Genomic DNA, 20646 nt, shown 5'->3' with positions numbered 1-20646 from the left:
TTAATCCTTAGTTTGCAACAGCGCGATGGTGCGGTTCATTTCGTTAAACACGATGTTGAGACCTTCATCGAAACCCATACCTGGTTTGACCAGCATGCGCATAGGACGCGCAGCCAGCGCGACGTGTACGCAGGTACGAGCACTGATTTCCGTTTCGTTACAGGTACCGCCCTGATAGGCTTCCATCGCGTGTTTGTTGCAATACAGCACTGCGTCAACGATGTTGTGAATACCGCCCAGATCCGGGGTTTTGATCTGCACCATGTGGCAACTGCCCGCGTCGGTGAAGTCCACGATGTCCTGATAGGTGTTACACCACTCATCCGCAACGATTTTCACGCCGGAACCCAGACGGGTCAGTTCTTTGGTAATGGCGGTTAACATGCGGATCTGATCCGGCTTGTTACCGGCATCCACCGGACCTTCAATGTACAGCGGCAGGCCCTGAGCTTCCGCTTCCAGGCTGGCGATGTATTCAGCGCAGCGCACCGGATCCATATCGAAGATCAGACCGATAGTGCCATAGACATCAATGTGCAGCGTCGGGTGATAACGCTCACTGGTGCGCAGGGTTAAGATGCGATTAGACAACCAGCGCACATACTCACGCAGCTTTTCACCTTTAAAGCCCAGCTTCTCTTCCACGTTGTTGATCAACGCGTGCGGCAGAACGTCCACGCCTTTAAGGATCATTTTGTCGACGGCGATATAACGGTCATCACCACTCTGACCAAATAATGGAATGGCTTCCGGGACGCATGGCAGTTGCCACTCGTCGCACACCACTTCAGTTTTCAGACGGCCGGTCGCCAGCGCCGCCGCGTCGAGCAGTGCCTGAGAAAGACCGTAACGGACGGCGGTATGCAGCAGATGGCCATCGATACGCAACTGATCAAAGAAGCGGGCGTTTGGCAGGAAAGCATCCACGTCACGGCCTTCCAGCAGCGGCTTGATATGATCGTTGAGGAAAGGAATAAAGTTTTCAGCCAGGAACAGCGGGTCGCGGCCGCCTGCGCCTGAATATTGCACCGCAGCACAATCGCCTACCGCCACTGCGCCGTTTTCCAGAACCAACTGCACAGAAACGCATTCACCCGCCTGGCGGACAGAGGTAAAGCCAGGCGTTACCGGAGAGCCGGTATAGATAAACCCGTCATGACCGGCACCGTTTTTGATGGCCTGCTGATCGTCAAAATAAAATGAGGAGTAGCCAGCGGTGAAAAGGGCCTGTTTAATTTTCATTATGGTCTTCCTATTAATTTACTGTGGGATACGGCGTTGATGTCATCAATGACCATCTGGAAAGAAGGTTTACGGCCTTCGAAATGCGCGCGCTCTGCGACGTAGTCGTGGTGCAGGGCGAGAATGTCTTTCGGCAGCGGAACAGCGCCGGCTTCGAGAATACGGATGGCGCCTGTGTTATCGCGTACCGGCAGAATCTTCCCGGCGTTACAGGCGGCAGGGGCGAAAGGCACATCCAGCACGCCAGCTTCAAAGGCCAGCACCGTACCGCGTGCAATATCGCCATTGCCGAGTTCAAAGACTTTTTTCAGCACCGCGCGGACTTCGCTCTTGATCAGCTCGACTTCCTGTTCCACGGCTGCGCACTGCGGGAATTTCTGGTCGCTGACCATGTTGAGCATCTGGCGTGATGCTTTAAGACCCTGAGCGTTAGCGGCCGCTGTTGGGATACCGAACGCTTCGTGCGGGCTTTTGGTGATCACTTTTGTTGCGCCCGACATACCGGCAACCGCTGCGCCCCAGGCGATAACGGAGAAGGCTTTCGCTTCATCTTCCGGGAATCCGCCCATCCACTGATGGAAAACGGTGCTCAGCTCGTAATCGTCGAAGCCGTGGTTATGGAAGTATTCGTGGGACAGCTCACGCAGCGCCTGAATAGCGGCGATATCCTGCGTCAGGCTACCGACCTGACCGTAGCCGACGGTGATTGACTTCACGCCCTGTTCCAGCGCCAGCAGACCTTCAATAATCGCAACCGAGTGGGACATAAATGGTGGGATCAGGGTGCCAGTCAGCGGACCAAACGGTTCGCGGTTGATGCGAATACCGTTCTCTTCATACAGACCCATCAGACGATCGCAGTACTGCCAGTCGCGGATGGATTTTTCCAGGGTGACGCGTTTGGCATAAGGGATGTTGTAAGAGATACCGCCGCCTTCGTAGCTGGTAAAGCCACTGGCCATGGCGATTTCTGCCAGCAGGCGCGCGTCCGGCGTACCGTGGCGAACCTGGATCGGTTTTTCCAGTGACTCAGTCATACGGCGGCAGGCAGCAACCCCGTGATTGACGACCGGTAAACCATTCAGCTTGGAAGTCCCTGCTTCGATGGATTTCTGGATCCCGACAGCGGCTTCTTCATAGCGGTTCAGACGGGTGTAGGCATCAATAGTACTTGGCAGGAGGTCGCACTCTTCCTGCAACGTTTTGAGCAGCGCAATATGCTCGTCCATTAACGCCACGCCTGCGCGCGGTTGGCTCAGGGTTCTACCTTCCTGATCGGCCTTCAGCAGGGCAAGGGAGAAGCGCTTTTTATCCGGAATTGATTGCTGGTACTTCACGCCATCTTCGAAGTTCTCAACGTCTTTACCGGTTTCCCAGGTTTGCAACACCTGATGCCTTTCGGTCATGAATTCGTCATGGGTCAATTTTTTATTTCGAAGTTCCATTCGTAGCTGCCTTTAGTTTTGTAGGGTTAAACACTGAATGCTGGTGCGAGCAGCGGCTTGCGGGTACAGCCTGGCGACATTTGCCAGTAGAGGGAGCAGGCCATTTGAATCGCGGTAATACTCAAACTGGTTCGGTAACAGAATTCTTTTACCCTGGTCGTCCAGCTCCCGGTATTTGAGCCAGTTATGGATATCGAACTGGCTGGCGCGAGAGAGCCATCCACCTGAACCGACGACTTTGCGTACGGTGGTGAGATCGCGACCCATCTGTAAATCCACGTTACCCACGCAGGTGCAAACCTGCTTTTTAGTGCCCGCGTGGCGCTCAGCGGCATAGCCCACGCATAAACCTGCCAGCAGAGTGTCGAAATATTTCTCCTCCTCGCTGAGTGGCAGGTAATCCGGCTGCCCAACCAAATGACGCAGGTAGCGGTAAAACGCTTCCTCGCGCTGCGGCTGTTGGGCGAAGATGACTTTCACCATTTCCTGTGTGCTTTCTCCCACCACGACGGCGGAAACGCGCATTCCCAGGTCGCCTTCAACGGTACGTTTGACGAAAGGTTCTGGAACGCCATGCAGGACGGTATCGGGGGAGAGGGTATTCGCGCTGGCCGAATAGACATCCGTGGTGGCTCCGCCCATATCAATCAGCATGAATTCCTTCCATGCGCTGTCGTAATCGCTAATGGCTTTGACTAACTCATATACCGTCCATGGCGTCGGCATTGGCTCTTCGCCTGTTTCACCGACAATGACATCCAGACCTTTGCCTTTCACAATGCGTGACAAAAACACATCACAAATCGCCTGGCGTGCGGCAAACGGATTCGGGTGATCGAGATCAGGCAGAATGTTGTCTACCGTGGTCAGATCCTTGTGCCCGAGAATCGTTTGTATTTCATCCTGAATGTCCCGGTTTCCTGCGTAGATAATGGCGCAATCCAGCTTCGAGTCTGCCAATGCACGCGCATTCGCCAGACCATAGCTTTCTTCTCCACCGTCTGTACCGCCGGTAAATAACAGGATGTCCGGTGGTGATGATTCCAGCTCCTGTATGTCATGACGGTTCAGCTTGTACGAATAATATTGCGCGATTTTCGCTCCTGCCGAATGGGCGGTAACTTTTGCCGATTCCAGCGTAATGGAGGGCACCAGTCCCATCGCTGCAACGGCGAGCCCACCTTTAGCCGAGGAGGAGTATTTCAACTGCACTTCACCACTTTTCAGTAACGGGCGAGCATCGGCAACATTCAGCACCTGATTCAGGCTGGCAAAAAAACCGTCTGCCAGATGATGTGTGGTGGTTGGGGTCAGGACATGGTTTACCAGGGTTAACTCCTCGCCTTCATGGGCGAAGAGGGCTGCCTTGGTCCAGGTCGAGCCGATATCGACAGAAACTGTTTGCATCAGATAGCCTCTTCCAGGCAACGCTGTTCGAGGCCATTGTGTTGGTGAATATCATTGGCGATAAGCGCACAGACATCTTCCAGATCGTGGCTGGGGGCGAAGACGCGGTTAAATCCCATCTCTTTAAACTTCACTTCCACATCGGCGAAGTCATGTTTGCCTACAACCAGGTTGCCGCCGACGTACAGCAGAATGTCACCGAGTCCGCGTTCGATGCAGCGTTCACGTAACCCGAGGCAGTCGATGTCACCATGTCCGTAAATAGAGGACACCACGATGGCATCGGCGCCTGTTTCGATCGCGGCATCGATATATTCATCCTGACTCACCATCACCCCGAGGTTGATTACGTGAAAATCATGCGCAGTAAAAACGCGATCCAGAACTTTATTGCCTACTGCATGGCAGTCAGCACCGATAACGCCAATAACAAGTGTAGATTTTTTCATGGGTAATCCTCTGTAGGGCTGATGGTCAATAAGTGAAAATACTTTTCTAATATTCAGAGCTTGGATTGTGACAACCTTTTAATAGGGTTGGAGTTTCTGTGGAAGAGAAAAAGGAAGCAATTGATCTATTTTCAAAATATCCTGACAAAAATGATTGTTATATTTATTCTCATAAAAATGTGTTTTTAATCATGTGCTTACTATGTGTTTTTTTGTTCTGGTTTTAATTTTTTAGAAAATCGAGTAATAAATAACTTGCCATGTTTGTGATCAAAATCTTATTTTGTTGGGCGCGTCATTCAGGTAACAATTTTAATAATTTCAAAAATTCCCTTCACTAAATAACTTGTGAACAACCTAACGGTTTTTTATTTATTAATCTTATATGTCACAATTATTCCTTTGTTAAATTTAGGATAAAAATGATAATGAATTGTTTGTGGCATATTTAATCTTTGCCACAGAAGCGAAGACGCGACGTGAACGATAACTTATGGTGATGACAAAAGTGACAGGCGGACTTTCTGCGCCAGAACGCTCAATGCAATGCGTTGGCCAATGGGGAGCGTTTCCGCTTCCAGTTGAGATAGTTACATCACGGTGTTAATTATAAGTAAAAATAAAATGAATAATTTGTATGAAATAACTATTCCACGCCTTGCTAAACAAAAAACTGTGAGCTACCCAGCAATAGTGACTCTTTATCTGCTGGCAATTTTATTTGCCTGGTTGGTTAAAAGACCGTGTAGATTTAAATAAATATCCTATCATTTATAGTAACGACAAATACTCATTGAAAAACATGTTGTTAACATGGTGTTCACTAGTCCTCGTAGTGTTAAACACCATTAACAACAAATTTGAAAATTGATTTAAATCAAAGTTTAAAACTTGGAAAACATCGTCAAAAGAGGTTAAATTGCTGCAGATCAAATTGGTCTGAAAGTGGTAAATTAGCTATAAATTGATCACTATCGAAAAATGCAAATTTGTCTCGATAAAAACCTGTTTATTGTAAGGATTTTACGGCGTAATATAATTGCGGGATCAATTTGAGTGTTTTATTAACATGTTTGTAACCTTTCATCATTGTCTTTTCTTCAAATGAGAAGAACGAACGGCGGCGGAAGGAAGCAGATAAATTTGTATTGGGGCATGCGTGTGACCCTTTCTAACGGGGTTCACTCTCGGAGTCTTCATGCGATGAGCAAGGAGTCATGATGTTAGATATAGTCGAACTGTCGCGCTTACAGTTTGCCTTGACCGCGATGTACCACTTCCTGTTTGTGCCACTGACGCTCGGTATGGCGTTCTTGCTGGCCATTATGGAAACGGTCTACGTCCTTTCCGGCAAACAGATTTATAAAGATATGACCAAGTTCTGGGGCAAGTTGTTTGGTATCAACTTCGCTCTGGGTGTGGCTACCGGTCTGACCATGGAGTTCCAGTTCGGGACTAACTGGTCTTACTATTCCCACTATGTAGGGGATATTTTCGGTGCGCCGCTGGCTATCGAAGGTTTGATGGCCTTCTTCCTCGAATCCACCTTTGTAGGTCTGTTCTTCTTCGGTTGGGACCGTTTGGGTAAAGTCCAGCATATGTGCGTCACCTGGCTGGTGGCACTGGGTTCTAACCTGTCCGCATTGTGGATTCTGGTAGCGAACGGCTGGATGCAAAACCCAATCGCCGCGGATTTCAACTTCGAAACCATGCGTATGGAGATGCTGAGCTTCTCCGAACTGGTGCTCAACCCGGTTGCCCAGGTGAAATTTGTTCACACGGTGGCATCAGGGTATGTCACTGGCGCGATGTTCATTCTTGGCATCAGTGCTTATTACATGCTGAAAGGCCGTGACTTTGCGTTCGCAAAACGCTCCTTCGCGATTGCTGCCAGCTTTGGTATGGCGGCTGTGCTGTCTGTTATCGTGCTGGGTGATGAATCCGGTTACGAAATGGGCGACGTACAGAAAACTAAACTCGCCGCTATTGAAGCTGAGTGGGAAACTCAACCTGCTCCTGCTGCGTTTACCTTGTTCGGTATTCCCGACCAGGATAAACAAGAAAACAAATTTGCGATTCAAATTCCTTATGCGCTGGGCATCATTGCCACCCGCTCTGTTGATACACCGGTCATTGGTCTGAAAGACCTCATGGCGCAGCATGAAGAGCGTATCCGTAACGGGATGAAGGCGTATCAGCTGCTGGAAGAATTGCGTGCGGGGTCAACCGATCAGGCTGTTCGTGACCAGTTCAACAGCATGAAGAAAGATTTGGGTTATGGTCTGCTGCTGAAACGCTATACGGACAACGTCACCGACGCAACCGAAGCGCAAATTCAACAGGCAACGAAAGATTCTATCCCTCGCGTTGCGCCGCTGTATTTCGCTTTCCGTATCATGGTGGCGTGTGGCTTCTTGCTGCTGGCCATTATTGCGCTTTCCTTCTGGAGCGTCATTCGTAACCGCATCGGTGAGAAAAAATGGCTGCTGCGTGCCGCGCTGTACGGTATTCCACTGCCGTGGATTGCTGTAGAAGCAGGTTGGTTCGTCGCCGAATATGGCCGACAACCATGGGCAATCGGCGAAGTATTACCAACGGCGGTGGCAAACTCATCGTTGACAGTAGGCGATCTGCTGTTCTCCATGATCCTGATTTGTGGCCTGTATACCCTGTTCCTGGTGGCAGAATTGTTCTTAATGTTCAAGTTTGCACGCCTCGGCCCGAGCAGCCTGAAAACCGGTCGCTATCACTTTGAGCAGTCCAATGTGACTTCTCAGCCGGCACGCTAAGACAGGAGTCGTCAAATGATCGATTATGAAGTATTGCGTTTTGTCTGGTGGCTGTTGGTCGGCATTCTGCTGATTGGTTTTGCGGTCACTGATGGCTTCGACATGGGGGTGGGCATGCTCACCCGTTTCCTCGGTCGTAATGATACCGAGCGTCGAATTATGATTAACTCCATCGCCCCGCACTGGGACGGTAACCAGGTTTGGCTCATCACCGCGGGTGGCGCTCTGTTCGCTGCCTGGCCGATGGTGTATGCCGCTGCGTTCTCTGGTTTCTATGTGGCGATGGTTCTGGTACTGGCGTCTTTATTCTTCCGTCCGGTCGGTTTTGATTACCGTTCCAAGATTGAAGACACTCGTTGGCGTAACATGTGGGACTGGGGCATTTTCATTGGTAGCTTTGTTCCGCCGCTGGTCATTGGCGTGGCGTTCGGTAACCTGTTGCAGGGCGTACCGTTCCATATCGATGAGTACCTGCGTCTGTACTACACCGGTAACTTCTTCCAGTTGCTGAATCCGTTTGGTCTGCTGGCAGGTATCGTGAGCGTTGGAATGATCATCACCCAGGGCGCGACCTACCTGCAGATGCGTACGGTTGGTGAGCTGCACCTGCGTACGCGTACCACCGCGCAGGTAGCGGCGCTGGTGACTCTGGTCTGCTTCGCGCTGGCCGGCGTGTGGGTGATTTACGGTATTGACGGTTATGTTGTGACCTCTGCAGTGGATCATCATGCCGCCTCTAACCCGCTGACCAAAGAAGTGGCGCGTGTTGCTGGCGCATGGATGGTGAACTTTAATAATGCACCTATTCTGTGGCTGGTTCCTGCACTGGGCGTGGTTCTGCCGCTGTTGACCATCCTGACTTCTCGTATGGAGAAAGGGGCATGGGCGTTCGTCTTCTCCTCACTGACGTTAGCCTGCATCATCCTGACTGCCGGTATCGCAATGTTCCCGTTTGTGATGCCATCCAGCACCATGATGAACGCGAGTCTGACCATGTGGGATGCGACTTCCAGTCAGCTGACGCTGAACGTGATGACTTATGTGGCATTGGTGTTTGTACCGATCATTCTCATCTACACCACCTGGTGTTACTGGAAAATGTTTGGTCGCATCACCAAAGAAGATATTGAACGTAACACCCATTCTCTGTACTAAGTAAGGAGCTAAATATGTGGTATTTCGCATGGATTCTGGGAACGCTTCTTGCCTGTGCATTTGGGATAATCACAGCCCTGGCGCTTGAGCACGTTGAATCAGGCAAAGCCGGACAAGAAGAAAGCTGATGATCAACCTTATCGCGATGGTTTATGCGGTAATGGACAAGCGCCCCTTGCGGGCGCTTTCCTTTGTGCTGGCAATCGTGTTGGCTGGCTGCATATTCTGGGACCCGTCACGTTTCGCGGCCAAAACCAGTGAGCTTGAAATCTGGCATGGTTTTCTGCTGATGTGGGCTGTCTGCGCTGGCATCATTCACGGCGTTGGCTTTCGTCCTCGCGCGGTGCACTGGCAGGGCATCTTCTGCCCGCTGATCGCGGATATCGTCCTCGTTGTTGGTCTGATTTTCTTCTTCTTTTGAATAAGAAACATCCTTAAATATTTATGGGCTTGCATAAGCCCATAATTTTTTACTCTCCGTTTACTTTCCCCCATTCCAAAGCACCATTCCCGCGCGTATAGTAGCGAAGTTTGAAAGCACTAACCTTTTGTTGCATTACCGGGATGTACAGTGAAGACAGCGCGATATACAACGACATTCTTGATGCATCGCGGCGGCAAAAACGCGAGTCACCAGGCGCTTACCAGGGTAAGCAACGGGTGTGAGTGGACGAAGCCAACAAAGAGGCAGTAAGAATGAATAAGTATATGTTTCGATGGCCGGTTCGTGTCTACTATGAAGACACTGATGCCGGTGGGGTGGTTTACCACGCCAGCTACGTCGCTTTTTATGAAAGAGCACGCACAGAGATGCTGCGTCATCATCACTTCAGTCAGCAGGTGCTGCTGGCAGAGCGCGTAGCCTTTGTGGTGCGCAAGATGACTCTTGAGTATTTTGCGCCTGCGCGGCTCGACGATATGCTCGAAGTCCAAACCGAAATTACGTCAATGCGTGGCACCTCATTGGTTTTCACGCAACGCATTGTCAACGCAGAGAACACCGTGCTGAATGAAGCCGAAGTTCTGATTGTTTGCGTTGATCCACTCAAAATGAAGCCTCGTGCGCTTCCCAAGTCTATTGTCGCGGAGTTTAAGCAGTGACTGACATGAATATCCTTGATTTGTTCCTGAAGGCAAGCCTTCTGGTTAAACTTATCATGTTGATTTTGATTGGTTTCTCAATCGCATCCTGGGCCATTATTATCCAGCGGACCCGTATTCTGAATGCCGCTTCACGTGAAGCAGAAGCATTTGAAGACAAGTTCTGGTCTGGTATTGAGTTGTCACGCCTGTATCAGGAAAGTCAGGGGCGTCGTGATAATTTGGCGGGATCGGAACAAATTTTTTATAGCGGATTCAAAGAATTTGCGCGTTTGCACAGGGCCAATAGCCATGCGCCGGAAGCGGTCGTTGAGGGGGCATCCCGTGCGATGCGAATCTCGATGAACCGTGAACTGGAAACGCTGGAAACGCATATTCCATTCCTCGGCACCGTCGGCTCCATCAGTCCGTATATCGGTCTGTTCGGTACCGTTTGGGGGATCATGCACGCGTTTATCGCGCTGGGCGCGGTAAAACAGGCAACGTTGCAAATGGTCGCACCGGGTATCGCGGAAGCGTTGATTGCGACGGCTATCGGTCTGTTTGCGGCAATCCCGGCGGTTATGGCTTACAACCGACTGAATCAGCGCGTGAACAAGCTGGAACTGAATTACGACAACTTTATGGAAGAGTTTACCGCGATTCTGCACCGCCAGGCGTTTACCGTTAGCGAGAGCAACAAGGGGTAAGCCATGGCCAGAACGCGTGGACGAGGTCGTCGCGAACTTAAGTCCGAAATCAATATTGTACCGCTGCTCGACGTACTGTTGGTGCTGCTGCTGATCTTTATGGCAACCGCGCCGATCATTACCCAGAGTGTGGAAGTCGATCTGCCGGATGCGACCGAATCGCAAGCCGTCAGCAGTAACGACGAACCTCCGGTCATTATTGAAGTTTCCGGTATTGGGCAATACAGCGTGGTGGTTGAAAAAGATCGTATGGATCAACTGCCGCCGGAGCAGGTTATTGCGGAAGCGAAAAGCCGCCTGCAGACCAATCCGAAAACGGTCTTTTTAATCGGTGGTGCGAAAGACGTGCCTTATGATGAAATAATTAAAGCGCTGAACTTGTTACACAGTGCAGGCGTGAAATCGGTTGGCTTGATGACGCAGCCAATCTGATGTCTGCGTATTGCTGGCTTGAAAGATAGCGCGTAACAGGCGAACAGTTTTTTGGGAACCGAGAGTGTCAAAGGCAACCGAACAAAACGACAAGCTCAAAAGGGCGATAATTATTTCAGCGGTGCTGCATGTCATTTTATTTGCAGCGCTTATCTGGAGTTCGTTCGATGAGCACATTGATACTTCAGCCGGCGGCGGTGGCGGTTCGTCCATCGACGCCGTTATGGTTGATCCTGGCGCCGTTGTGCAACAGTACGACAGGCAGCAGCAACAGCAGGCAAGTGCGAAACGTGCAGAAGAGCAGCGTGAAAAACAGGCGCAGCAGCAGGCTGAAGAACTTCGCGAGAAACAGGCCGCTGAGCAAGAGCGCCTGAAGCAGCTGGAAAAAGAACGTTTAGCCGCGCAGGAAAAAGTGCGCGAACAAGCGGAACAGCAGAAACAGGCTGAAGCTGCCGCCGCGAAAGCGCAAGAGCAGCAGAAACAGGCTGAAGAAGCTGCGGCGAAGGCTGCTGCAGACGCGAAGGCCAGGGCGGATGCACAGGCGAAACAAGCGGCAGATGCCGCGAAGAAAGCCGCTGCGGACGCACAGAAAAAAGCTGAGGCTGAAGCCGCTAAAGCCGCCGCTGATGCGAAGAAAGTTGCCGAAGCACAAGCCGCTAAGGCTGCCGCAGACGCCGCGAAGAAAGCCCAGGCTGAAGCTGCTAAGCAAGCTGCAGCAGAAAAAGCTGCCGCCGAAAAAGCAGAAAAAGCCGCTGCCGCAAAAGCAGCAGCTGCTGAAAAAGCGGCGGCTGAAAAGAAAGCTGCTGCGGAAAAAGCCGCTGCAGACAAGAAAGCTGCCGCTGACAAAGCTGCTGCTGACAAGAAAGCTGCGGCAGATAAAGCAGCTGCTGCGAAAAAAGCGGCTGCTGAGAAGGCCGCTGCGGCCTCGGGCGTTGACGACCTGTTGGGTGACTTAAGCTCCGGTAAGAATGCGCCGAAATCAGGTGGTGGAGCGAAAGGAAACGGTCAGCCGGCGAAAGATAGTGGTACAAGTGGTGCAAATGGCGGCGCATCTGGCGCTGATATCAGTGCTTACGCCTCTCAAATTCGTAATGCGATCCAGAGCCGTCTGTATGGTGCTGATTTGTATGCGGGCAAATCTTGCGTATTACATATCAAGTTAGCACCCGATGGTCTGTTGCTGGATGTGACCGAAGAGGGCGGCGATCCGGCATTGTGCCAGGCTGCGCTGACGGCTGCGAAAACAGCCAGAATTCCTAAACCGCCTAGCCAGGCTGTTTATGAAAAAGTAAAAGATGCCAAACTGGACTTTAAACTGTAATAACAACCCCTGAGAAATTGGGGGAAACAGTCTAAGGTTGAGACAGAGTTCTGGTAGTTTTGTGTATTTGAGTTTGTTAACATTCTGCTAAATTATCGTGGGCGTTCCGTCCAGATAAGGGAGATATGATGAAGCAGGCATTACGAGTAGCATTTGGTTTTCTGATGCTGTGGGCAGCAGTGCTGCATGCAGAAGTACGTATCGAGATCACCCAGGGGGTGGACTCGGCACGCCCGATTGGCGTTGTCCCATTCCAGTGGGCAGGGCCGGGTGCTGCACCTGAAGATATCGGTGGTATCGTAGGCGCTGACCTGCGTAACAGCGGTAAATTTAACCCATTAGACCGTTCTCGTCTGCCGCAGCAGCCGGGCACCGCGGCGGAAGTTCAACCTGCTGCATGGTCTGCGCTGGGTATTGATGCCGTCGTGGTCGGGCAGGTAACGCCGAATCCGGATGGCTCCTACAGCGTGGCTTATCAACTGGTAGATACCGGCGGCGCGCCGGGTACCGTACTGGCGCAGAACACCTATAAAGTGAACAAGCAATGGCTGCGTTACGCGGGCCATACAGCCAGTGACGAAGTATTTGAAAAACTGACCGGCATTAAGGGCGCATTCCGTACCCGTATCGCGTATGTTGTCCAGACCAACGGCGGTCAGTTCCCGTACGAATTACGCGTGTCCGACTACGATGGTTACAACCAGTTCGTGGTACACCGTTCTCCGCAGCCGCTGATGTCTCCGGCGTGGTCTCCGGACGGTTCAAAACTGGCTTACGTGACCTTCGAAAGCGGTCGTTCTGCGCTGGTTATTCAGACGTTGTCTAATGGCGCTGTTCGTCAGGTCGCTTCTTTCCCGCGTCACAACGGCGCACCTGCGTTTTCTCCGGATGGCAGCAAACTGGCGTTTGCCCTGTCTAAAACCGGTAGCCTGAACCTGTATGTCATGGACATTGGTTCTGGTCAAATCCGTCAGGTGACGGATGGTCGCAGCAACAACACTGAACCTACCTGGTTCCCGGACAGCCAGAATCTGGCCTTTACTTCTGACCAGGCCGGTCGTCCGCAGGTATACAAAGTTAACGTCAACGGCGGTGCTCCGCAGCGTATTACCTGGGAAGGTTCGCAAAACCAGGATGCGGATGTGAGCAGCGACGGTAAATTTATGGTAATGGTAAGCTCGGCCAACGGTCAGCAACACATTGCCAAACAAGATCTGGTAGCGGGTGGCGTACAAGTTCTGTCGTCAACGTTCCTGGATGAAACGCCAAGTCTGGCACCTAACGGCACTATGGTAATCTACAGCTCTTCTCAGGGGATGGGATCCGTGCTGAATTTGGTTTCTACAGATGGGCGTTTCAAAGCGCGTCTTCCGGCAACTGATGGTCAGGTTAAATTCCCTGCCTGGTCGCCGTATCTGTGATAATAAATAATTGATTAATAAAGGAATCATTGAAATGCAACTGAACAAAGTGCTGAAAGGGCTGATGATTGCTCTGCCTGTTATGGCTATTGCGGCATGTTCTTCTAACAAGAACGCCAGCAATGACGGCAGCGAAGGCATGCTGGGTGCCGGCACTGGTATGGATGCAAACGGCAGCGGCAACATGTCTTCTGAAGAGCAAGCGCGTCTTCAGATGCAGCAGCTGCAGCAGAACAACATCGTTTACTTCGATCTGGACAAGTACGATATCCGTTCTGACTTCGCTGCAATGCTGGATGCGCACGCTAACTTCCTGCGTAGCAACCCGTCTTACAAAGTCACCGTAGAAGGTCATGCGGACGAACGTGGTACTCCTGAGTACAACATTTCCCTGGGTGAGCGTCGTGCAAACGCCGTTAAGATGTACCTGCAGGGTAAAGGCGTTTCTGCTGACCAGATCTCCATCGTTTCTTACGGTAAAGAAAAACCTGCAGTACTGGGTCATGACGAAGCGGCTTACTCCAAAAACCGTCGTGCCGTACTGGTTTACTAAGAGAATTGCATGAGCAGTAACTTCAGACATCATCTGTTGAGTCTGTCGTTACTGGTTGGCATAGCGGCCCCCTGGGCCGCTTTTGCACAGGCGCCAATCAGTAGTGTCGGCTCAGGCTCGGTCGAAGACCGTGTCACTCAACTCGAGCGTATTTCTAACGCTCACAGTCAGCTTTTAACCCAACTCCAGCAACAACTCTCCGATAATCAGTCCGATATTGACTCTCTGCGTGGTCAAATTCAGGAAAATCAGTATCAACTGAATCAGGTTGTTGAACGTCAGAAACAGATATTGCTGCAGATGAATAATCTTGGCAGCGGTAGCGCGCCTGCGGCGCAGTCTGCGGGTGGGGATCAGAGCGGGGCGACGGCCCCTGCGCCTGATGCGGGGGCTGCGGCAACGTCAGGGGCTCCGGCACAAACTGGCGATGCGAATACCGATTACAATGCAGCAATCGCCCTGGTACAGGATAAATCCCGTCAGGATGACGCGATTGAAGCATTTCAGAACTTCATCAAAAAGTACCCGGACTCTACTTACCTGCCAAATGCCAATTATTGGCTGGGTCAGTTGAATTACAACAAGGGTAAAAAAGATGATGCCGCGTTCTATTTCGCTTCGGTAGTTAAAAACTTCCCAAAATCACCTAAGGCTGCAGACGCGATGTATAAAGTCGGCGTCATCATGCAGGACAAGGGCGACACAGCAAAAGCTAAAGCGGTTTATCAGCAGGTTATCACTAAATATCCTGGCACTGATGGCGCGAAACAAGCGCAAAAACGCCTTAACGCGATGTAATGACCACCATGCGACCAGAAATCGTGTTATTTCTGGTCGCGTCGTGTGATTCCTAAGCAGTTGAGTTATTTACCTCGAAATTTTTGTTGCGCTAAAATCTGAAATCAGTAATATATGCCGCCGTTGCCAAGGGATATCAAACAGCCTGAAAGCGGCGAAAAAAGTGGGTCGTTAGCTCAGTTGGTAGAGCAGTTGACTTTTAATCAATTGGTCGCAGGTTCGAATCCTGCACGACCCACCAATCGTTCTGGTGGAACGCGATAGTAAAACGTGAAGGATAACGTTGCGTAAGCAACGGCCCGTAGGGCGAGACGAAGTCGAGTCATCCTGCACGACCCACCACTAACTCAGTTAGTAAGTAGTATCCAGCGTAGTATCGGGTGATTAGCTCAGCTGGGAGAGCACCTCCCTTACAAGGAGGGGGTCGGCGGTTCGATCCCGTCATCACCCACCACTCGGGGCGTTAGCTCAGTTGGTAGAGCAGTTGACTTTTAATCAATTGGTCGCAGGTTCGAATCCTGCACGACCCACCATCCTGAAAGTATAAAGAAGTAAACCCTATAAGGGGGCGTTAGCTCAGTTGGTAGAGCAGTTGACTTTTAATCAATTGGTCGCAGGTTCGAATCCTGCACGACCCACCATCCTGAAAGTATAAAGAAGTAAACCCTATAAGGGGGCGTTAGCTCAGTTGGTAGAGCAGTTGACTTTTAATCAATTGGTCGCAGGTTCGAATCCTGCACGCCCCACCAATTCCTGGTGGTTCCGAGTAAAATTTTTTCAGGTGACATCCGAGCGGGTCGTTAGCTCAGTTGGTAGAGCAGTTGACTTTTAATCAATTGGTCGCAGGTTCGAATCCTGCACGACCCACCATCCTGAAAGTATAAAGAAGTAAACCCTATAAGGGGGCGTTAGCTCAGTTGGTAGAGCAGTTGACTTTTAATCAATTGGTCGCAGGTTCGAATCCTGCACGCCCCACCAGTGTAAAAAGGCGCCCTAAAGGCGCCTTTTTGCTATCTGCAATATGGAATATTCGAACCTGCTTGCCTGATGCGCTTCGCTTATCAGGCTTACGGGTGCCAAATGTAGGCCGGATAAGACGCCAGTCGCCATCCGGTACTCATCACACGCAATTATTGTGACTTTTCTGCACTAATCCGCTATCTTGTTTAGCATATAAAACAAACTAAACCGAATATGGCGTGTGTCACGCTTTTAATCGGTTATTTCGTTAAGCCAGTAAAACGAGAAAGCAAGATGAGCGTGATGTTTGATCCTGAAGCTGCAATTTATCCATTTCCGCCGAAGCCAGCACCGCTGAGTGCGGACGAAAAACAATTTTACCGTGAAAAAATCAAGCGCCTGCTGAAAGAGCGTGATGCCGTTATGGTCGCGCACTATTACACCGATCCTGAAATCCAACAGTTGGCCGAAGAGACCGGCGGCTGTATTTCTGATTCTCTGGAGATGGCGCGGTTCGGCTCAAAACATCCCGCTTCTACGCTGTTGGTTGCGGGCGTGAGATTTATGGGAGAAACCGCCAAAATTCTCAGCCCGGAAAAGACCATCCTGATGCCAACCCTGCAGGCAGAATGTTCATTAGATCTGGGTTGTCCGATTGATGCGTTCAGCGCGTTTTGCGACGCGCATCCGGATCGCACCGTAGTGGTTTACGCCAATACCTCAGCAGCAGTTAAAGCACGTGCCGACTGGGTCGTGACCTCCAGTATTGCGGTTGAACTTATTGAGCATCTTGATAGTTTGGGTGAAAAAATCATCTGGGCCCCGGACAGACATCTGGGCAACTACGTGCAAAAACAGACCGGTGCAGACGTTCTTTGTTGGCAGGGGGCGTGTATCGTCCACGACGAGTTTAAAACTCAGGCTTTAACACGCATGAAAGCGCTTTACCCCAATGCCGCCGTGCTGGTGCATCCGGAGTCCCCTCAGTCCATCGTTGATATGGCCGATGCGGTCGGGTCAACCAGCCAGTTAATCAACGCAGCAAAATCGTTACCGCACCAGCAACTGATAGTGGCGACAGACCGGGGTATTTTTTACAAAATGCAGCAAGCTGTTCCCGATAAAGAGTTGCTTGAAGCGCCAACGGCAGGCGAAGGGGCAACCTGTCGCAGTTGCGCACATTGTCCGTGGATGGCGATGAACGGCCTCAAGGCGATTGCTGAGGGTCTGGAGCAAGGGGGGATTGCTCACGAGATACATGTAGATGCAGCGCTGCGAGAAGGTGCATTGCTGCCGTTAAACCGCATGTTGGAATTTGCGGCTACACTTCGGGCTTAATTAATTTATTTGCTCTGGGGGAAAAGATGGACTTTTTTAGCACGCAGAACATTCTGGTACATATTCCGATCGGTGCGGGCGGTTACGATCTGTCGTGGATCGAAGCCGTGGGGACGATCGCCGGGTTATTGTGTATTGGCCTGGCGAGCCTTGAGAAAATCAGTAATTACGTCTTCGGACTGATAAACGTCACGCTGTTTGCGATTATCTTCTTTCAGATCCAGCTCTATGCCAGCCTGTTGCTGCAGGTTTTCTTTTTTGCCGCGAATATCTACGGCTGGTATGCCTGGTCCCGGCAAACCAACCAGCATGAGGCAGAGTTGAAAATACGCTGGTTGCCGTTACCGAAAGCGATCGGTTGGCTGGCTGCTTGCGTGGTGGCGATTGGCCTGATGTCGGTCTATATCGATCCGGTGTTTGCATTTTTGACACGTATTGCCGTGAACATTATGCAGGGGCTGGGATTACAGGTAGCGGCTCCAGAGTTGCAACCCGATGCATTCCCGTTCTGGGATTCCTGCATGATGGTGCTGTCGATTGTGGCGATGATCCTGATGACGCGCAAATACGTTGAAAACTGGCTGTTGTGGGTGATCATTAACGTCATTAGCGTAGTGATCTTTGCTCTGCAAGGCGTATATGCCATGTCACTGGAATATATGATCCTGACGGTTATCGCCCTGAACGGAAGCAGGTTGTGGATTAACAGCGCGCGTGAGCGGGGTTCCCACGCGCTGTCCCATTAATGGTGATGATGTGCATGGCCGGACACGCCCTGATACAGGTGGCAGTCCGGCCCATTACACGGCTGATATTCCATCTGGATCGTGGCGTGTTCAATCTGGTAGTGATGAATCAGGAAATGTTGAATACGCTCCAGCAGCGCGTCGTGATCGTGCGGCGGGACCACCTGCACATGCAGCGTCATGACCGGTTTTTCACCTACCATCCAGACGTGTACATGATGCACATTGCGAACTTCGGGGATATCCCGGCTGAGATGGCGCTGCAAGGCGGCAATATCCAATGTAAGCGGAGCGCCTTCCAGTAATTCATTTACGCTATCTTTCAATAACCGCCAGGCGCTACGCAGTACCAGCACGGAAACCAGAATCGAGAGAATTGGGTCCGCTGGCGTCCAGCCCGTCCAGATAATAATCAGCGCAGCGATGATTGCTCCAACCGAGCCGAGCAAATCGCCCATTACGTGTAGCGCTGCGGCGCGGACGTTAAGGTTTTTCTCTTCACTGCCGCGATGTAAAACCCAAAAAGCGAGCACGTTCGCCAGTAAACCCGCGACAGCAATGATCATCATCATGCCGCCCGCAACGGGACGTGGCGTATGGAAGCGCTCAATGGCCTCCCAGACGATTAAAATGGTGATCACAACCAATGCGATGGCGTTAACAAACGCGGCTAATGTTGTGAGTCTCAACCAGCCGAAAGTGTGCCTTATAGTGGGCGGGCGCCTGGAGAACTGGACCGCCAGCAGGGCAAATAGAAGCGCGGCGGCATCTGTGAGCATATGTCCGGCATCAGCCAGTAACGCCAGCGAGCCTGAAATAATTCCACCCGCCACTTCAACCAGCATAAATCCGGCTGTAATGCAGAATGCGAAAAGCAATCTGCGGGCATTATTGTCCTTAGGTTGCTCAGGGGAAGTATGAGTATGTGAGTGCGCCATTATGCCATCCCTTTGTTATTCTCACCTTTACTGTATGTCATGATACCGTTTTTGGGATGATAAAATTAAAAAGGAGAGCTATTGCTCTCCCGTTATTAGCTTTATTTTCAGCGTTACTGGGTAGTACCGTCAGTTTTGGTGTCGGCATCATTATTGATGCCGTTTCCGGTCTCAACTTTTTTATTCACATCCGGGCAGCGTCCATCCTTACACATGGTGTTTTTATGCACCTCGTCTTTGGTCATTCCTTCATGGTTCATTGATGAACCGTCCGGATGCAGCATTGTGCCACCCGAATTCACGTTGTTGTTATCGACATTATTTGGCGCAACGTTTTCGCGCGCGTCTGGCGCGACTTGACCGGCATCTGCCGCGGAATTTGCCTGGCCGTTATTCGACTGCGTGTTGGTGTCAGCTGCGAGCGCCGCGCCGCTGGCGAGGCTGAGTGTGGCCGTCAAAAAGAGTGAAGTCAGCTTTGTCATATGCATATTATGCTCCTGTTATGATTGAGATGTCGGATAACGTCTTCCAACAGTGCATGTGCCAGTACATCAGCAGGACATGGTTAATAGTTTTGCTATGCAAATTAAAACCAGCATAGAATCTTGAAATTTATGAGAATTTAAGCTGTTACAGTTATAAATTGTAGTCTGGATCTCTTTTTTCGCTACTTTATTGCGTTTTTTGGGCCTATTCCAGGATTAATCCGTCCAAAGTGTAAAACCCCGTTTACACTTTATGACTGAAGATATAGATTGGAGGGATTGCATTCATTTATATAAGTATGGCAACGCTGGAATAATCATGAATTATCAGAACGACGATTTACGCATTAAAGAGATCAACGAATTATTACCCCCGGTCGCACTGCTGGAAAAATTCCCCGCTACTGAAAATGCCGCCAATACGGTGGCGCATGCCCGTAAGGCGATTCATAAAATTCTCAAAGGCAGTGACGATCGTCTGCTGGTGGTGATTGGGCCGTGTTCTATTCATGATCCGGCAGCGGCTAAAGAGTATGCCGCTCGCTTGCTGGCGCTACGTGAAGAGTTAAAAGGCGAACTTGAAATCGTCATGCGCGTCTATTTTGAAAAACCGCGTACAACCGTAGGCTGGAAAGGACTTATCAACGATCCGCACATGGATAACAGCTTCCAGATCAACGACGGTCTGCGCATTGCCCGTAAACTGCTGCTGGATATCAACGACAGTGGTTTGCCGGCCGCAGGCGAGTTCCTGGATATGATCACCCCACAATATCTTGCCGATCTTATGAGCTGGGGCGCCATTGGCGCACGTACCACAGAATCTCAGGTACACCGTGAATTGGCGTCAGGTTTGTCCTGCCCGGTTGGTTTTAAAAACGGTACTGATGGCACCATCAAAGTCGCCATTGATGCAATCAATGCTGCCGGGGCGCCGCATTGCTTCCTGTCTGTAACCAAATGGGGCCATTCGGCGATTGTGAATACCAGCGGTAATGGCGATTGCCATATCATTCTGCGCGGCGGCAAAGAGCCGAACTACAGCGCTCAGCACGTTGCCGACGTGAAAGAAGGTTTGGTCAAAGCGGGGCTTTCTCCGCAGGTGATGATCGACTTTAGCCATGCCAACTCCAGCAAGCAGTTCAAAAAACAGATGGATGTTGCGAAAGATGTTTGCGGGCAGGTTGCCGGTGGCGAAAAAGCAATTATTGGCGTGATGATTGAAAGCCATCTGGTTGAAGGTAATCAGAACCCGGATAGCGGTGAACCCCTGACCTACGGCAAGAGCATCACCGATGCCTGCATTGGCTGGGAAGATACCGATGCGGTGTTACGCCAGTTGGCGGAAGCGGTAAAAGCGCGCCGCGGGTAAAAAAC

20 protein-coding genes and 7 tRNA genes are annotated in these 20646 nt (G+C 50.9%); 21 read left to right on the top strand and 6 right to left on the bottom strand.

What is annotated here, in order from left to right; translation table 11 throughout:
• From FDW97_RS10420 to glmS, 4 genes are read right to left on the bottom strand one after another with little or no spacing between them, the layout of a single operon-like run.
• Positions 1 to 1242 (bottom strand): methylaspartate ammonia-lyase, encoded by a 1242-nt coding sequence (locus FDW97_RS10420; protein ID WP_038638925.1) that lies wholly within the window; start codon positions 1240 to 1242, stop codon positions 1 to 3.
• Positions 1242 to 2687 (bottom strand): methylaspartate mutase subunit E, encoded by a 1446-nt coding sequence (locus tag FDW97_RS10415; RefSeq protein ID WP_038638927.1) that lies wholly within the window; start codon positions 2685 to 2687, stop codon positions 1242 to 1244. The genes FDW97_RS10420 and FDW97_RS10415 overlap by 1 nt, the downstream gene beginning before the upstream one ends.
• A 12-nt stretch (positions 2688 to 2699) precedes the next feature.
• Positions 2700 to 4094, bottom strand: coding sequence for a methylaspartate mutase accessory protein GlmL (gene glmL / locus FDW97_RS10410; RefSeq protein WP_038638930.1), 1395 nt, complete (start codon positions 4092 to 4094; stop codon positions 2700 to 2702).
• Positions 4094 to 4543, bottom strand: coding sequence for a methylaspartate mutase subunit S (gene glmS, locus FDW97_RS10405; RefSeq protein ID WP_038638933.1), 450 nt, complete (start codon positions 4541 to 4543; stop codon positions 4094 to 4096). Before glmS ends, glmL begins: the two co-directional genes overlap by 1 nt.
• 1220 nt (positions 4544 to 5763) lie before the next feature.
• On the opposite strand from glmS, the gene cydA reads away from it, so the two are divergent.
• From cydA to pnuC, 20 genes are all read left to right on the top strand, one after another.
• A complete protein-coding gene (gene cydA, locus FDW97_RS10400) occupies positions 5764 to 7332 on the top strand; it encodes a cytochrome ubiquinol oxidase subunit I (RefSeq protein WP_038638936.1) in 1569 nt (522 codons plus the stop codon).
• 15 nt (positions 7333 to 7347) lie between these two features.
• Positions 7348 to 8487 carry a cytochrome d ubiquinol oxidase subunit II gene (gene cydB / locus FDW97_RS10395; protein ID WP_038638939.1) on the top strand — a complete coding sequence of 380 codons (1140 nt, stop codon included), beginning with the start codon at positions 7348 to 7350 and terminating at the stop codon, positions 8485 to 8487.
• Between the two features lie 14 nt (positions 8488 to 8501).
• Positions 8502 to 8615 (top strand): cytochrome bd-I oxidase subunit CydX, encoded by a 114-nt coding sequence (gene cydX / locus FDW97_RS10390; RefSeq protein ID WP_061381940.1) that lies wholly within the window; start codon positions 8502 to 8504, stop codon positions 8613 to 8615.
• Positions 8615 to 8908, top strand: a complete 294-nt coding sequence (gene ybgE / locus FDW97_RS10385) for a cyd operon protein YbgE (RefSeq protein WP_038638940.1) — start codon at positions 8615 to 8617, stop codon at positions 8906 to 8908. Before cydX ends, ybgE begins: the two co-directional genes overlap by 1 nt.
• A gap of 275 nt (positions 8909 to 9183) precedes the next feature.
• Entirely contained in the window at positions 9184 to 9588 is a 405-nt protein-coding gene (gene ybgC / locus FDW97_RS10380; protein WP_003831439.1) for a tol-pal system-associated acyl-CoA thioesterase, read from the top strand.
• Positions 9585 to 10277 (top strand): Tol-Pal system protein TolQ, encoded by a 693-nt coding sequence (gene tolQ / locus FDW97_RS10375; protein WP_003022976.1) that lies wholly within the window; start codon positions 9585 to 9587, stop codon positions 10275 to 10277. Before ybgC ends, tolQ begins: the two co-directional genes overlap by 4 nt.
• 3 nt (positions 10278 to 10280) lie before the next feature.
• Positions 10281 to 10709, top strand: coding sequence for a colicin uptake protein TolR (gene tolR, locus FDW97_RS10370; RefSeq protein WP_003022978.1), 429 nt, complete (start codon positions 10281 to 10283; stop codon positions 10707 to 10709).
• A gap of 64 nt (positions 10710 to 10773) precedes the next feature.
• Entirely contained in the window at positions 10774 to 12030 is a 1257-nt protein-coding gene (gene tolA / locus FDW97_RS10365) for a cell envelope integrity protein TolA (RefSeq protein WP_137351010.1), read from the top strand.
• Between the two features lie 128 nt (positions 12031 to 12158).
• Positions 12159 to 13451: a Tol-Pal system beta propeller repeat protein TolB gene (gene tolB, locus FDW97_RS10360; RefSeq protein ID WP_038638949.1), complete on the top strand. Its 1293-nt coding sequence runs from the start codon at positions 12159 to 12161 to the stop codon at positions 13449 to 13451.
• A gap of 34 nt (positions 13452 to 13485) precedes the next feature.
• Positions 13486 to 14004: a peptidoglycan-associated lipoprotein Pal gene (pal, locus tag FDW97_RS10355; protein ID WP_006685431.1), complete on the top strand. Its 519-nt coding sequence runs from the start codon at positions 13486 to 13488 to the stop codon at positions 14002 to 14004.
• 9 nt (positions 14005 to 14013) lie between these two features.
• Positions 14014 to 14802 (top strand): cell division protein CpoB, encoded by a 789-nt coding sequence (cpoB, locus tag FDW97_RS10350; protein ID WP_137351009.1) that lies wholly within the window; start codon positions 14014 to 14016, stop codon positions 14800 to 14802.
• 165 nt (positions 14803 to 14967) lie between these two features.
• Positions 14968 to 15043, top strand: a tRNA-Lys gene (locus FDW97_RS10345).
• 137 nt (positions 15044 to 15180) lie between these two features.
• Positions 15181 to 15256 (top strand) — tRNA-Val (locus tag FDW97_RS10340).
• A 3-nt stretch (positions 15257 to 15259) separates the two neighbouring features.
• Positions 15260 to 15335, top strand: a tRNA-Lys gene (locus FDW97_RS10335).
• 32 nt (positions 15336 to 15367) lie between these two features.
• A tRNA-Lys gene (locus FDW97_RS10330) sits at positions 15368 to 15443 on the top strand.
• A 32-nt stretch (positions 15444 to 15475) separates the two neighbouring features.
• A tRNA-Lys gene (locus FDW97_RS10325) sits at positions 15476 to 15551 on the top strand.
• A 45-nt stretch (positions 15552 to 15596) separates the two neighbouring features.
• A tRNA-Lys gene (locus tag FDW97_RS10320) sits at positions 15597 to 15672 on the top strand.
• A gap of 32 nt (positions 15673 to 15704) precedes the next feature.
• Positions 15705 to 15780: transfer RNA gene (locus FDW97_RS10315), tRNA-Lys, on the top strand.
• 276 nt (positions 15781 to 16056) lie between these two features.
• Positions 16057 to 17100, top strand: a complete 1044-nt coding sequence (nadA, locus tag FDW97_RS10310) for a quinolinate synthase NadA (RefSeq protein WP_137351008.1) — start codon at positions 16057 to 16059, stop codon at positions 17098 to 17100.
• Positions 17101 to 17126: 26 nt separating this feature from the next.
• Entirely contained in the window at positions 17127 to 17846 is a 720-nt protein-coding gene (pnuC, locus tag FDW97_RS10305) for a nicotinamide riboside transporter PnuC (protein WP_038638959.1), read from the top strand.
• On the opposite strand, the gene zitB is transcribed toward pnuC, so the two are convergent.
• Both zitB and FDW97_RS10295 read right to left on the bottom strand, forming a co-directional pair.
• Entirely contained in the window at positions 17843 to 18784 is a 942-nt protein-coding gene (zitB, locus tag FDW97_RS10300; protein ID WP_137351007.1) for a CDF family zinc transporter ZitB, read from the bottom strand. The genes pnuC and zitB overlap by 4 nt on opposite strands.
• A gap of 113 nt (positions 18785 to 18897) precedes the next feature.
• On the bottom strand, positions 18898 to 19272 hold the full coding sequence (locus FDW97_RS10295) for a YbgS-like family protein (RefSeq protein WP_038638965.1): 375 nt from the start codon (positions 19270 to 19272) through the stop codon (positions 18898 to 18900).
• A 316-nt stretch (positions 19273 to 19588) separates the two neighbouring features.
• On the opposite strand from FDW97_RS10295, the gene aroG reads away from it, so the two are divergent.
• Positions 19589 to 20641: a 3-deoxy-7-phosphoheptulonate synthase AroG gene (gene aroG, locus FDW97_RS10290; RefSeq protein ID WP_038638968.1), complete on the top strand. Its 1053-nt coding sequence runs from the start codon at positions 19589 to 19591 to the stop codon at positions 20639 to 20641.
• Positions 20642 to 20646 lie beyond the last annotated feature (5 nt).

The sequence above is a fragment of the Citrobacter sp. wls708 genome (genome assembly GCF_005281255.1).
Lineage (GTDB): Bacteria > Pseudomonadota > Gammaproteobacteria > Enterobacterales > Enterobacteriaceae > Citrobacter > Citrobacter werkmanii.
The sequence above is the reverse complement of the archived record's forward strand: the minus strand, read 5'-3'. Positions and strand labels throughout refer to the sequence as shown.

Bases quoted from the DNA above. Each gene is read 5' to 3' on its own strand.
- FDW97_RS10420 (WP_038638925.1), bottom strand. From the start codon at position 1,242: ATGAAAATTAAACAGGCCCTTTTCACCGCTGGCTACTCCTCATTTTAT.
- FDW97_RS10415 (WP_038638927.1), bottom strand. From the start codon at position 2,687: ATGGAACTTCGAAATAAAAAATTGACCCATGACGAATTCATGACCGAA.
- glmL (WP_038638930.1), bottom strand. From the start codon at position 4,094: ATGCAAACAGTTTCTGTCGATATCGGCTCGACCTGGACCAAGGCAGCC.
- glmS (WP_038638933.1), bottom strand. From the start codon at position 4,543: ATGAAAAAATCTACACTTGTTATTGGCGTTATCGGTGCTGACTGCCAT.
- cydA (WP_038638936.1), top strand. From the start codon at position 5,764: ATGTTAGATATAGTCGAACTGTCGCGCTTACAGTTTGCCTTGACCGCG.
- cydB (WP_038638939.1), top strand. From the start codon at position 7,348: ATGATCGATTATGAAGTATTGCGTTTTGTCTGGTGGCTGTTGGTCGGC.
- cydX (WP_061381940.1), top strand. From the start codon at position 8,502: ATGTGGTATTTCGCATGGATTCTGGGAACGCTTCTTGCCTGTGCATTT.
- ybgE (WP_038638940.1), top strand. From the start codon at position 8,615: ATGATCAACCTTATCGCGATGGTTTATGCGGTAATGGACAAGCGCCCC.
- ybgC (WP_003831439.1), top strand. From the start codon at position 9,184: ATGAATAAGTATATGTTTCGATGGCCGGTTCGTGTCTACTATGAAGAC.
- tolR (WP_003022978.1), top strand. From the start codon at position 10,281: ATGGCCAGAACGCGTGGACGAGGTCGTCGCGAACTTAAGTCCGAAATC.
- tolB (WP_038638949.1), top strand. From the start codon at position 12,159: ATGAAGCAGGCATTACGAGTAGCATTTGGTTTTCTGATGCTGTGGGCA.
- pal (WP_006685431.1), top strand. From the start codon at position 13,486: ATGCAACTGAACAAAGTGCTGAAAGGGCTGATGATTGCTCTGCCTGTT.
- cpoB (WP_137351009.1), top strand. From the start codon at position 14,014: ATGAGCAGTAACTTCAGACATCATCTGTTGAGTCTGTCGTTACTGGTT.
- nadA (WP_137351008.1), top strand. From the start codon at position 16,057: ATGAGCGTGATGTTTGATCCTGAAGCTGCAATTTATCCATTTCCGCCG.
- pnuC (WP_038638959.1), top strand. From the start codon at position 17,127: ATGGACTTTTTTAGCACGCAGAACATTCTGGTACATATTCCGATCGGT.
- zitB (WP_137351007.1), bottom strand. From the start codon at position 18,784: ATGGCGCACTCACATACTCATACTTCCCCTGAGCAACCTAAGGACAAT.
- FDW97_RS10295 (WP_038638965.1), bottom strand. From the start codon at position 19,272: ATGCATATGACAAAGCTGACTTCACTCTTTTTGACGGCCACACTCAGC.
- aroG (WP_038638968.1), top strand. From the start codon at position 19,589: ATGAATTATCAGAACGACGATTTACGCATTAAAGAGATCAACGAATTA.